Raw genomic sequence first — 12,257 nt, forward strand, 5'->3', positions numbered from 1 at the left:
TACGCATTGACGCGCATGGTGACCATCCCCTAGGCTTTCGTCCAGAATCGACGCGAGTGCCGTGGGAGGCTGATCGGAGCGCCGATGGAGCGCGTGAGACATCCCAGTCGCCCGCACGAGCAAGTTCGGCGACCAGGCGATCGCGTCGTCCGCCGGGCGGTCGCCCGGCGTGAAGCGGTTCAACTCCCCCGGCCTCGTGTGCATCGGCGCCCCCGACCGATCGCGTTTCGGCTCGTGGTCGGCTTCGCGCTGCTCATCGCGATCGGTACTGTGTTGCTGAGCCTTCCCTTCGCTTCGGCTGATGGCCAGCGTGCCAGGCTGGTCGATGCGCTCTTCACGGCGACCTCGGCCGTGTGCGTGACCGGTCTTGCTGTGCGCGATACGGCGACAGCCTGGAGCGGCTTCGGGCAGGCTGTGATCCTCCTCCTGATCCAGCTCGGCGGTTTTGGGTTCGCGACCAGTGCGACGTTGCTCCTCGCGCTCCTCGGTATCCGCCCCACCTTACGGGATCGGTTGGCCTGCGGCATGAGTCTCGGGGAACCCGGGCCAGGCGGCGTGGTACGGTTGCTCCGCCGGCTGGCGATCCTGACGCTCGCTATCGAAGCGACAGGAGGGCTCCTGCTCCTTCCCAGCGGGATCGCGGCGACTCAGTCGTTTCTCCGAGGCCTGTGGTGGGCGGTCTTCCACAGCGTCTCGGCTTTCAACAATGCAGGATTCGATATCGTCGGTGGGTATCGTTCGCTGACACCATACCAGCATGCGCCAGAGGTACTGCTCCCGATCGCCGCGCTCATCATTCTGGGTGGACTCAGTTTCGCGGTGCTCTCCGATTTGGTGCGCGAACGTCGCTGGGGGCGCTTGACGTTAGATAGCAAGCTCGTGCTCGCGATGACAGGTGTGTTGCTCGCTCTCGGTACGCTTCTCATCCTCTTCTTTGAGTGGCACAATCCGCGAACACTCGGTCCGCTTCCCTGGACGGACAAGCTCTTGAACGCCTTCTTCCAGGCAGTCGTCCCCCGGACGGCTGGTTTCAATTCGATCGACGTCGCTGGCATGAACGACGAGTCGGCATTCGTGACGATCGGTCTCATGTTTATCGGTGGAGCGAGCGGCTCGTTCGCTGGTGGAATCAAGGTACAGAGCTTCGCCGTGCTTGTCCTCGCTGTATGGACAGTGCTCCGTGGGCGGCCACACGTGGTCGCTTTTGGGCGGGAGATTCCGGGAGAGTTCGTGTACCGGGCGATGGCTATCGCCCTCCTGGCGGTCGCACTCGTCTTCGTCAGCAGTTTCGTCATCTCGCTCGTCGAACCGTTCAGCCTGCTGGAGATCTGGTTCGAGTCGGCATCGGCCTTCGGTACGGTCGGCCTGAGCATGGGAATCACGCCCGAGCTGCATACACTGAGCAAGATCGTGCTCGTCGCGACCATGTTCGCGGGACGTCTCGGGCCACTCACCCTGGCGCTGGCGCTCGCCGAGCGAGCCCGGCCCGAGCCAATCCGTTATGCCCGTACAGCGGTGGCGCTCGGCTGAGGCCGTTGACGGCGTTCCGAGAACCCCTGGTGCGCCCGGCTGAGCTACGTGGTCGAAGCGAAATCCATCGTTGACGGCGAAACAGGCAGGGCGTAGGCTTCAGGACGCGCCAGCACTGCGGTGCGGCGGCGTAGCCGGAAGCAGGCGACGACGGTGGAACGTAGACTACGACCGAGACATCCCAGTCGTCCACCAGCGCATGTGCGTCGTCCGGGAGACCGGACGATCCGGCGGGAGGCATGGACCAGCGAGACGATCTCGCTCCGGATGCCGCGTCGCTACCGCGTGACGGTTCCCATCCTGGTGGTCCTCTGGTTCGGTACCGCTCTCCTCACGCTCCTCGGCACGCTCCTGCTCCGCTGGCCGGCCACCTGGCAAGGCGGTCAAGCTGTGTCCTGGTGGGAGGCGGCCTTCGTCGCGCTCTCAGCGATCTGCACTGCTGGGTTCGCACCGGTCGATGTGGCGACGACGTGGAATCGGATCGGGCAGCTCGTTCTCGTCCTGCTCGTCGAGGTGGGGGGCGTGAGCTACGTCGCGACGGCGACGGTGCTGCTGGCAGGGATCATGCGGCGGACGATCGTCTACGAAGCACATCACGTGCTGGGTATGCGCCTCGGTGAAGAACAACTCGGCGAACTCTGGCCATTGCTCCGTCGGCTCTTGCTCGCGACGCTCGCGATCCAGTTCGTTGGTTTTGGCATGCTTCTGGTGCCGAGTCTCTCCCTGCACGGTACTATCGCCGAAGCGCTCTGGTGGTCGCTCGCGACTGCTGTCACCGCGTTCCACAATGCCGGATTCGATTTCGAGCCGGGTCTGGGTGGTTTCACCGGGTACCAGCGGTACCCGCTGGTGATCATTCCGGTCGGTCTGCTGGTGTCGCTCGGCGCGACTGGTTTCCCAGTGCTTTCCGATATCGTCACGCGGCGGTCCTGGCGACGACTCTATCCCGATACCCGACTCGTACTCACGACGATGCTGGCTTTACTCGCCATCGGAACGATGGGCATCTGGTTGCTCGAGCGGTCCAATCCAGCAACCCTCGCTGGACTGCCCTGGTACCAGCAGGTGCTCGACTCGCTCGCGGTGGCGCTCAGTCGGACTGGTGGGCCGCGCGTCATCGAAACGCGCATGCTCGGCGAGGAAACGACTTTCCTCTTCGGCGCGCTCACCTTCATCGGTGGGGCGAGCGGGTCAGTAGCCGGTGGCGTGAAGGTTCAGGCTTTCTGCTTACTCCTGCTCGCGATTCTGGCAACGATCCGGGGGAGTCGTTCGGTGGTCGTCTTCGGCCGTGAAGTACCGGACTGGCAGATCTTCCGCGCGCTCGCGACAGCGGTCTTCGCGCTCCTGGTGATGTTTCTGGGGACGGTCATCCTGGCGGCCTGGGCACCTTACCAGCTCACGACTGTGTGGTTGCTCGTCGTCCAGGCTTTCGCTCTGGCTGGATCGGAGGGCCAGTTGGTCGCGAACTTGGACGTCGGTGGACAGAGCCTGCTGGCTGCACTCATCGTGTTGGGACGATTCGGCCCGCTGCTTCTCGCCGTCGTGTTTGCGACTCGTGTGCCACGAGAGATCGTCCATTACGCGCAAGAATCGGTCCGGCTCGGCTAGGGGGCAGGGGATGCGGAAGCAGTTCATGGTGCTGGGTGTCGGTCGGTTCGGGAGTGCTGTCGCGATCGAGCTGGAACGGCTCGGACACGAGGTCTTGGCGATCGATCGTTCCGAGCGCGCGATCGAGGCGGTGGCGGATTACGTGACGCATGCGGTAACCGCTGACGTCACTGACCTCGAAGTGCTCCGGACGCTCGGTGCCCAGGACTTCGACGCTGCCGTTGTCGCGATCGGAGCCGACGAACGTTCCAGCATCATGGCGACCGTGCTGCTGAAAAAGCTCGGTGTGCGCTTCGTCCTCGCCAAAGCGCAGAACCAACTCCACGGCGATATCCTGACGATGGTCGGTGCCGACCGCGTCGTCTACCCCGAGCGTGAGACCGGTATCCGCGTCGCCCACAGCTTGACGATGCCACTTGCGAAAGATTATTTCGACGTCGGACCAGGATACGGTCTGGCCAAGGTCGTGGTCGACCAGCGTATGGCGGGGAAGACGTTGGAGGAACTGGACTTGCGGGAGCGGTTCGGCGTGACCCCCCTGTTCTTGCGGCGCGGCGACCAGGTCATCATGAATCCCCACCGTGGAGAACGTCTGCACCTCGGTGACGAGTTGACGATCGCCGGACGTGACGAACAGCTCCAGCAAGTGCTCCTGCTGTGAGCGTCATCGTGGACGAGACGGGGCGTGCTGATCGGAAACGAAAGAGAAGGAGATCGAGGTGCGTCTGGCACGGATCATCGTCGATGGGCGGCCGACACCGGTCGTGGTCGAGGGTGACATCGCCTATGAGGCGATCGGTGACTGGTTCGCCGGGGCTCCGCGGCGAGGACGGGAGCTCGGGCCGTTCGAGTCGTTCGCCGTCCTTCCACCGGTCGAGCGCCCGAGCAAGATCGTCGCCGTGGGGTTGAACTATGCTGCGCACGTGACGGAAAACGATCCGACGCGGAAGATCCCCGACGAACCGGTGGTTTTCCTCAAGCCGCCGAGTGCATTGCTCAGCCATGGTGGGACGATCCTGCTGCCGCCGGGGAATCGGATCGACTACGAAGCGGAGCTGTGTATCGTGATCGGTCGCCGGGCGTACCGTGTAGGCGAGACAGAGGCGCTCGACTACGTGTTGGGCTATACCTGTGGTAACGACGTCAGTCACCGTGACCAGCAGTACAAGGACGGCCAGTGGGTACGTGGCAAGGGGTACGATACCTTCTGCCCCCTCGGCCCTTGGATCGAGACCGAGGTCGATCCGAGCGATCTCGCGATCGTCTCGCGGCTCAATGGCGAGGTGCGACAGAATGCCCGGACGAGTCAGATGTTGTTCCCACCAGCGTTTCTGATCGCCTTCATCTCGAACGTGATGACGCTGGAACCGGGCGACGTGATCATGACCGGCACTCCATACGGGGTCGGCCCGATGGAGCCGGGCGATGTCGTCGAAGTGGAAATCGAAGGGATCGGCGTCCTGCGCAATCCAGTCGGGGCGCGTGCCGATCGCTGCTGAGGAGGTCGAACGGTGACCGGGCTGGACGGCTGGCTCCGCTTCTTCCGGCTCGTCGGCCGACTGAAGACGCTCCGCCGTCAAGGCTGGGTCGACCGTGGTGTGCGCGTGCCCGAGTCGGTCGCCGATCATAGCTTCCGCCTCGCACTCATGGCCTGGCTCCTGGCTCAGGAACGCCCGGGCCTCGACGCTGAGCGTGCGGCGCTCCTGGCATTGGCGCACGATGTCGCTGAGGCTCTCGCCGGCGACCGGACACCGTTCGATGCTGCGCTTCGGGCTGGTGCGGAGCGGGAGCGCTTGTTCCGCCAGCGGCCGGTCTACGATCCGGAAAGCGAGGCGAAGAAGGCAGCCGCTGAACGGGCTGCCTTGCAGGAGTTGGCTGCCACGTTGCCTGGATCAGTCGGTACGGAACTGGTGACAGCGTGGGAAGAGTACGAAGCAGGGCAGACAGCGGAGGCGCGTTTCGTCCGTCAGCTCGACAAGCTCGAGACGGTGCTTCAGGCCTTCGAGTATCGAGCCCAGCAGCCGGAACTGATCATCGATTCGTTCGTGCTCGGAGCGATGGAAGCGGTCACCGACCCGGAGCTTCGTCGTTTGCTGGAGCAGGCGATCGAGGAGACGAAATGGCAGCCACCTGCCGAGGGTTGAAGGGGCGTCCCTGACGTGAACGTCACCGCGGACGGGGAGCGCCTGCGAGGCTGGTTCGCCGTTCCTGCTCCCTCAGCGGACGATCGGCGTCACAGCGGTGGCTTCTGCGACGCCTGTCGTCAAGCCGGTCGTGTTTGCTGGGTCTGAGCTGACGGGGCTGCACGAGCGTTCCGAGCCCCCGATTGGCTTCGGGCTCTGAACGAGAGTGGAGGCGGGCATGCCACTGGTCGGCGAACTGTTGGTGATCGTCGCGCTCCTGGCCGTGAACGGTGCGCTCGCTGCTGCGGAACTTGCCATCGTTTCCGTTCGGCGGGCGCACTTGCATGCGCTCGCCGAGGAAGGGAGCACGGCTGCACGACAGGTGCTGCGCCTCCTCGAGGAGCCGTCGCGGCTGTTGGCGACGATTCAGGTGGGCGTGACGCTGGCAACGTTCTTCACGTCGGCGGTCGGCGCAGTTTCTCTGGCCGAACCGCTCGCCTCGCTGCTCCGACGTCTGCCGATCAGCGAGCAGGAGGCTTCGGCGGTTGCCCTCGTGGTCGTGACCGTCGGGCTCTCGTTCGCCAGTATCGTCTTGGGTGAACTCGTCCCCAAGACGCTGGCCGTGCAGCACGCGGAGCGTCTGGCGCTCGTCGCGGCGCGTCCACTCGTCTGGCTTTCCCGAGTCGCCTCGCCAGTGGTCTGGTTCCTGTCTGGCGCCACGACGATCGCGCTCCGTGTACTCGGCGTACGCTACCCGGGACGGGTACCGAGCGTGACGCGCGAAGAACTCTTGACGCTCCTCGATGTCGCGGCACGCGAAGGTTCGGTAAGTCGGGAAGAAGCGCGGCTCATCGAGGATGCCTTCGAGTTCGGTGAAATCACCGTGCGCACGGTCATGGTTCCGCGCGTCGATATGATCACGGTTGCCGCGTCCATGCCGTTGGCACAGGCGGTCGAGCACTTTTTCCGCACCGGGTTGTCGCGGTTGCCGGTGATCGGTGACTCGCCGGACGATGTGCGGGGTGTCCTCTACATCAAGGATGTGTTCCGCATCGTCTGGCAGCAACCGGCGATGAAAGAGCAGCCGTGCCATCGCTTCGCGCGCCCAGCAGTCTTCGTCCCCGAACACACGCCGGCACGGCAGGCGCTCCGCTTGCTCCGCCTCCGCCGGACGAAGATCGCGATCGTCGTCGACGAGTTCGGCGGTGTCGCGGGACTGGTCACGCTCGAGGACCTGCTCGAGCGGATCGTCGGTGAGATCGCCGACGAGTTCGATCCGGACTACGAGCCGCTCCGCGAAATCGCACCCGGCGTGCTCGAGGTGGACGGACGGGTCTCCCTGGACGAGTTGCTGGACCGCCTCGAACTGGATGAGGAAGAACTGGGTGTCGAGTTCGAGGCGGAGTCGGTCGGTGGCGTGATCATCGAGTTCCTGGGGAGGTTCCCGGAAGTCGGGGACACGGTGCAGCTGGGCCCCTTGCGCCTCGAGGTGCGCTCGATGGAAGGGTACCGGGTTCGGGTCGTGCGGGTCACGTACGAGGCACGGTCGGCGGAATGAGGTAGGGCCGGAAGGCTGAAAGCCCGCACCCACCGAGCGTGTGACCCTCGTGCGATCGTCCTTCCTCGTCTGGCCCGCTCTCCTGCGGCGGACAGCGTCCCTGCTGCGGCGGCTAGCACGCCTTCACGAACGGGCAAACAACGAACGCTCTGTGGACCTGGCGCGAACGAGCGTGGCCTGCTACACTGCACCGAACGATCAACGGTTCGAACCGAATCGACTGGGGCGAGGTGAAGCGTGCGGCAGCCGACATGGACGATCGTGGCGATCGCTGCTGGCTTGGTCGTGCTGATCGTCGCGACGACGGTACTCGTCCTACTCGTCGAACGCGCGGGGCCGCCCCAGTATCCACCCGACTCACCGGAAGCGACGGTTGTTGCCTTCGTCGAGGCGCTGCGTGCTGCCGACCGAGACCAGGTGCTCGCGCTCCTCTCCTCACGCGCCCGTGCGGAGCTGGAACGACGCGAGCAGATGGAACCCTTCTACGACTTCGATGCCGAACTCCGCGGCGCCAGCGAGAGCCTCCGCACGGCGCGAGTGCGGATCGATCGCGTCGAGGTGCGAGGAGGGCGCGCACTGGTGACCGTGACGATCGAGCGGACAGGTCCTGCCCTCGAGCCGAGTTTTCCGTTTCCGGCGGTCGGTGGCGGTACGTTCTCCTATGAGCGCACGCTCGCTCTGGTGCGTGACGGCGGTGCATGGAAGGTCGACGAAGTGGCTTTTTACTTTTAAAAGAGGCGCGTGGCCGGAAGGAATGAGACGATGGCGATCGCTCGTCGGCTGTACTTGTATGGAATCGCGAGCGTCGCACTGGCCGTGTGGGCGATCGGAGCGGTGCGCTTGCTGCGCGCACTGGCCTCGGCTGCCTGGGAGCTCGTTGCGCGGCCGGCGGTGGTCGGGGATGCGGAGACGTTCCGGCGACAGCTCAGCGTGAGCGTTGCGCTCCTGGTCGTCGGATTCCCGATTTGGGCTGTCCACTGGTGGCTGGTCGAGCGCCAGGCGGCAGCCGATGAGGCGGAGCGGCGATCCGCCGTCCGTGCTGTCTTCTTCACGGTCGTTTTGTCGATCAGCTTCAGCTTCTGGTTGGCGAGCGGCATCGAGCTGGTGCGTCTCATCGTGCTCGCACTCCTCGGTGTTGCCGAGCCAGCGGGGGCGAGTGTCCCGCGCGTGCTCGACGAACTTACCGTCCTCCTCGTCGCAGGGACGTTGTGGCTGGGGCACGCCCGTGCCGCACGCGAGGAGCACCGGTCCGTCACGCGTGCCGGTGCCGCCGACTGGCTCCCACGGCTCTACGGATACGGCGCTGCCGGGAGCGGCATCGTGTTGCTCGTCGTCGGCACCGCGAACCTCCTGCGGCTCGGGCTGGACTCACTGCTCGTTCCCACCGCTTTCGCTGGTACCCTCCGGTATCCGCTGGCAACGCAGACGAGCCTGCTCGTCGGCGGGGCGGTCGCCTGGGCCCTCCATTGGGGCGAGGCACTCGTGCTCGTGGCGCGCCCGTTCCCAGCGGCTGACCGGGAGCGCCGTTCACTCCTCCGTTGGACCTACCTGGGCTTCGCCGTCTTCGCTGGGCTAGCGGTCATGCTGGTCGCACTGGCGGCTTTCCTGCACGAAGTGTTGCGCTGGGTACTCGGTGTACCGGACGGGGATGTGCGAGAGCGTGTCCGCCAGTTGTTGGATCCGCTCGCCTGGCTCCTGCCAGTTGCGCTCGTTTGGCACTATCACCGGCGTGTGATGGAGGAGGAAGCGACTGCCCTCGCCGCGCGACCAGTCGCCGGCCCAGACTGGGCACGCGGGGTCTCGCGCTTCCTGCTGTACCTCTCGGCATTCGCCAGCCTTGCGCTCGCCGTGCTCGGGTTGGGTGGGCTCGTCGGACTTTTCCTGCAGGTGCTTCTCGCTGCCCTCACGGCAGCTCCACTCGGGACATGGCGCGAGGACCTCGCGTTTCAGCTTTCCGTAGCCTCCGTGGGCGGTATCGCTTGGCTCGCGCTCTGGCGCGCGGTCCTGGTACGCGTCGCGCGGGAGCCGGCAGCCGAGTGCGCCAGCTTGAGCCGGCGGGCGTATCTGTATGGGACACTCGGCCTGAGCGTTCTCGTCATACTCGGAACAGCCGGCTACGTCATCTATCGAGCTGTCGGTCTTGCCCTCGGTCTGGTCCAACCCCTGAACGCACTATCCGATGCCGCGCCCGCCTTCGGTTTCACGCTCGTCGCGCTCGGCGTGCTGGTCTACCACGCTGCCGTGCTGGTGGCTGACACGCGCGCTGCGGTGCCACAGCGGGCTGCTGTGACGGTGCGACTCGTCCTGCGCTTACCGCCGGAGAGCGATGCGGATGCGGTCGTGCAGGAATTGACCACACACTTGCCGCCTGGGGCTGTCCTCGAGCGGGCAACCTAACGGGAAGCGCCCGTCTGGTGCTCGAGGTCAACGAGCGCGAGCAGCAGTGCACCAGCGAGGAGATCGACGCGCTGTCGCCGTCCAGCGCTCCACACGGCGACCGTTCCGCCGCCCGCTGGCGGTTCGGTGCCGAGCACGGAAGCGAGTGCGCTCGCGAGGTCGCTGCCCGCCCGCAGGCGTTCCGCGATCGGTTGGGGGAGCGGGAAGCGCTCTGAACCACCGACGCCGATCCGTCCCGCGCGGTCGACGACGACGGCCCAGCTCACGACGTACAACCGGCCGAGCGGCCCAGGAGCAACACCGGATTCGAGCCCGATACCGAAATCTGCTTCGACCGCACTGCGCGCGTTGCGGGCCCGCTCGAGCGCACCGAGTACCGTCTCGTCGTCACTGAGCGGTTGTTCCCGCACACCGCTCGGCACACTCAGCGTGACGATGCGCCAGTTGCTCCAGAAGCTCGGTGCGACCCGTTCGACGGCTGCACGTTTGGCCGGTTGGTGGGAGCCGAGCGCGAGAAGCACTGCTCGGTCCGGCATGGTTCAGGCGACCTCCCGGCGGAGCGTCGTCATGGCCAGAAGGAGCATGAGTGTCGCGAAGGCGACCAGGACCAGGACGTGCGGCACGAGGTCGCTGAGACCATGCCCCCGGAGCATGACGGCACGCAAGGCATCGTTCGCCCAGGTGAGCGGTAGGACATGCGCGATCCACTGCAAGGGGCGCGGCAGCGTTTCGACCGGCCAGATGATACCGGAGAGCAGTCCCTGGAGGGTGATGACGAGAGGGATGAACTGGACGACCTGAAGTTCTGTCCGCGCGAAGGTGGAGAGGAAGATGCCGAGATTGACCGCACCGATGGTCAGGATGACGGTCAGGACGATGATCAGCCAGAGCGCACCGACCGTGTGGATCCGCAAGACGTAGACGGTAAAGAGGACCATCACGATCGACTGGATCAGCGCGTAGAAGGCGAAGCCGAGCATGTACCCGAGGACGATTTCCGCGCGGCCGAGCGGCGAGACGATGAGACGCTCGATACTGCCCTGGAGTCGCTCACGGAGAAACGAGACGGAGGTCAGCAGGAAAACGAAGAAGAAGGCGAAGAACCCGATGAAGACCGGGGCGAACGTATCCAGCTCGTCGAACTGTAGGCTACCGGCGACGTAGGCGATCTGCGGCTGCGGGAGCGCCAGACCGGGAGGCAGTCGTTCGGTCGCGGCGCGCATGATCGCCTCGTTCACGATTGCGATCACTTGCCGCACTCGGCCCGGCTGGGAGCCATCGAGGTAGAGCTGGAGAGTGATCGCTGTGCCGGTGGGTTCGACGACGAGGGCACCGGCGACGTCACCGGAGCGGACACGGGCGAGCGCCTCGTCCGAAGGGAGGCGTTCCACCTGCACCGAGAGCGAGGAGAGGGTGTCGATCATGGCTTCGGCGAACGGATCGGCGGGTGCGCTCACCGCGAGGGCGACGGTGTGGGAACTCCCGCGATAGACATAGCCGAGGAGCGAGAGGATAACGACCGGTGCGAGGAAGATGAGGGCGAGCGTTCGCCGATCGCGCCGGATTTGCCGAACGATGCGGATCGTGATCGCGAGAACGCGCTGCCCGCTCATCGCGGTGGCTCCACCGGCAGGACGGGGTGACCGGCGAGGATCAGGAACGCGTCTTCGAGCGAATCCTGGCCGGTCAGGGCGCGGAGTGCAGCTGGCGTATCGCTCGCCAGCAGCCGGCCACCGCGCAGGAACCCTAAGAGGTCACAGCGGTCAGCTTCGTCCATGCTGTGCGTGGAAATGAGGAGCGTGGTTCCCCGACTGGCGAGCAGACGGAACCGCTCCCACAACGTGCGGCGCAGGAGGGGGTCGAGGCCGACTGTCGGCTCATCGAGCACGAGCAGGTCTGGCTCGTGCAGGAGGGCGACGGCGAGCGAGGCGCGTTGCAGCATCCCGCCGGAGAACCGGTACAAGGGATGGTCGAGCCAGGCCAGGAGATCGAGATCGGTTGCCAGTTCTTCGATCCGCTGCTCGAGCTGGCGGCGTGAGACACGATAGACGGCGCCAAAGAAGCGCAGGTTCTCGCGCAAGGTCAGATCGGGGTAGAGGGCAGGCGCCTGCGGCATATAACCGATGCGCTGTGCGACGCGCCGACTGGGCATCGCGATGCCGAAGACCCAGAGCCGACCTTCGCTCGGCCGCAGCGCACCGACGACCATGCGGAGGAAGGTCGTCTTGCCGGATCCGCTCGGCCCGAGGAGGGCATAGATCACGCCGCGCGGGATGACCACGGAGAGCCGGTCGACAGCACGGAGGGGGCCGAAAATCCGGGAGACCCCGTCTGCGATGACTGCAGCCTCCTGTCCTTCCACGGTCACCCGCTCCGCACCCGGCATCGAGCCTGCCCTCTCGGCTGTCCGTCTCGCTGGACCACGGAAGGAAGACGCTGTCTCGCCTCAACGGGAAGGCTAACAGAGTGCCCGAGACCGTGACAAGGAGCCCCGTTCCAGCTGGTTTCGCTCCCGAAGATGCGCTACCCCAGCACGTCGCTGGCTCGGAGCGGTATCAGGCTCCAACCGGTAGAAGTGCCACGAGAACCGGCATCGGTGCACTCGTCAGTCGAGGCCGACGTAGCGCAGGACGTCCCTCGCGCGTTCGCCGAGGACTGCGCTGGCGCGCTCATAGGTTCGGTCGATGGTTTCCTCGAACGGGAATTCCGCTTCCCAGGCTGTTTCCAGGATGTCGGCGGGCAGGATCGTACGGAGCGCCCGGGCGACAGAGGCGCAGAGATAGACGTCGTCCACGAAACCGCGTGGCCCGTAGATTTCCTCCGGCTCCACGTCGTAGGGTGCGACGAAATAGGCCAGCGCTGCGCAGATGAGTCGCCGGGCTGGTGCGGTGACACGAGTGTCCTCGAGGAGATTCGTGAGGAAGCGAAAGAGATCGGGCGCGAGCTGAACGATCTCGTCGACCTCGCCGCGGTAGCGACTGAGCTGCTCGACGAGCAACTCGTAGAAGCCGTGGTAGTCGAGATTGCGCAGCCGTGCCACC

12 protein-coding genes are annotated in these 12,257 nt (G+C 65.5%); 8 read left to right on the forward strand and 4 right to left on the reverse strand.

From position 1 onward, the window contains the following. Positions 1–84: 84 nt before the first annotated feature. The 8 genes from OO015_RS12600 to OO015_RS12635 all read left to right on the forward strand — a co-directional run bounded on the left by OO015_RS12600 (position 85) and on the right by OO015_RS12635 (position 9,216). On the forward strand, positions 85–1,530 hold the full coding sequence (locus tag OO015_RS12600; RefSeq protein WP_265941651.1) for a TrkH family potassium uptake protein: 1,446 nt from the start codon (positions 85–87) through the stop codon (positions 1,528–1,530). 153 nt (positions 1,531–1,683) lie between these two features. Next, the gene (locus tag OO015_RS12605) at positions 1,684–3,138 is read left to right on the forward strand and encodes a potassium transporter TrkG (RefSeq protein WP_265941653.1); all 1,455 of its coding nucleotides are present in this window, start codon (positions 1,684–1,686) and stop codon (positions 3,136–3,138) included. A gap of 10 nt (positions 3,139–3,148) precedes the next feature. Continuing rightward, positions 3,149–3,799: a potassium channel family protein gene (locus tag OO015_RS12610; RefSeq protein WP_265941655.1), complete on the forward strand. Its 651-nt coding sequence runs from the start codon at positions 3,149–3,151 to the stop codon at positions 3,797–3,799. 58 nt (positions 3,800–3,857) lie between these two features. Continuing rightward, positions 3,858–4,637, forward strand: coding sequence for a fumarylacetoacetate hydrolase family protein (locus OO015_RS12615; protein ID WP_265941657.1), 780 nt, complete (start codon positions 3,858–3,860; stop codon positions 4,635–4,637). A 12-nt stretch (positions 4,638–4,649) separates the two neighbouring features. After that, complete coding sequence (locus tag OO015_RS12620; RefSeq protein ID WP_265941658.1) at positions 4,650–5,282, forward strand: HD domain-containing protein; 633 nt, start codon at positions 4,650–4,652, stop codon at positions 5,280–5,282. Between the two features lie 217 nt (positions 5,283–5,499). Beyond that, positions 5,500–6,819, forward strand: coding sequence for a hemolysin family protein (locus tag OO015_RS12625; RefSeq protein WP_265941661.1), 1,320 nt, complete (start codon positions 5,500–5,502; stop codon positions 6,817–6,819). Between the two features lie 237 nt (positions 6,820–7,056). Then, the gene (locus tag OO015_RS12630; RefSeq protein WP_265941663.1) at positions 7,057–7,551 is read left to right on the forward strand and encodes a nuclear transport factor 2 family protein; all 495 of its coding nucleotides are present in this window, start codon (positions 7,057–7,059) and stop codon (positions 7,549–7,551) included. A gap of 30 nt (positions 7,552–7,581) precedes the next feature. Beyond that, positions 7,582–9,216 (forward strand): DUF5671 domain-containing protein, encoded by a 1,635-nt coding sequence (locus tag OO015_RS12635; protein WP_265941665.1) that lies wholly within the window; start codon positions 7,582–7,584, stop codon positions 9,214–9,216. Here OO015_RS12635 and OO015_RS12640 read toward each other — a convergent pair. From OO015_RS12640 to OO015_RS12655, 4 genes are all read right to left on the reverse strand, one after another. After that, entirely contained in the window at positions 9,213–9,752 is a 540-nt protein-coding gene (locus OO015_RS12640) for an inosine/xanthosine triphosphatase (RefSeq protein WP_265941666.1), read from the reverse strand. The genes OO015_RS12635 and OO015_RS12640 overlap by 4 nt on opposite strands. Before the next feature lie 3 nt (positions 9,753–9,755). Beyond that, entirely contained in the window at positions 9,756–10,829 is a 1,074-nt protein-coding gene (locus OO015_RS12645; protein WP_265941668.1) for an ABC transporter permease, read from the reverse strand. Then, on the reverse strand, positions 10,826–11,602 hold the full coding sequence (locus OO015_RS12650) for an ABC transporter ATP-binding protein (protein WP_265941670.1): 777 nt from the start codon (positions 11,600–11,602) through the stop codon (positions 10,826–10,828). Before OO015_RS12650 ends, OO015_RS12645 begins: the two co-directional genes overlap by 4 nt. Before the next feature lie 219 nt (positions 11,603–11,821). Next, positions 11,822–12,256 carry a YkvA family protein gene (locus OO015_RS12655; protein ID WP_265941672.1) on the reverse strand — a complete coding sequence of 145 codons (435 nt, stop codon included), beginning with the start codon at positions 12,254–12,256 and terminating at the stop codon, positions 11,822–11,824. Position 12,257: the final 1 nt, after the last annotated feature.

The sequence above is a fragment of the Thermomicrobium sp. 4228-Ro genome, assembly GCF_026241205.1.
In the GTDB taxonomy this organism is placed as follows: Bacteria; Chloroflexota; Chloroflexia; order Thermomicrobiales; family Thermomicrobiaceae; genus Thermomicrobium.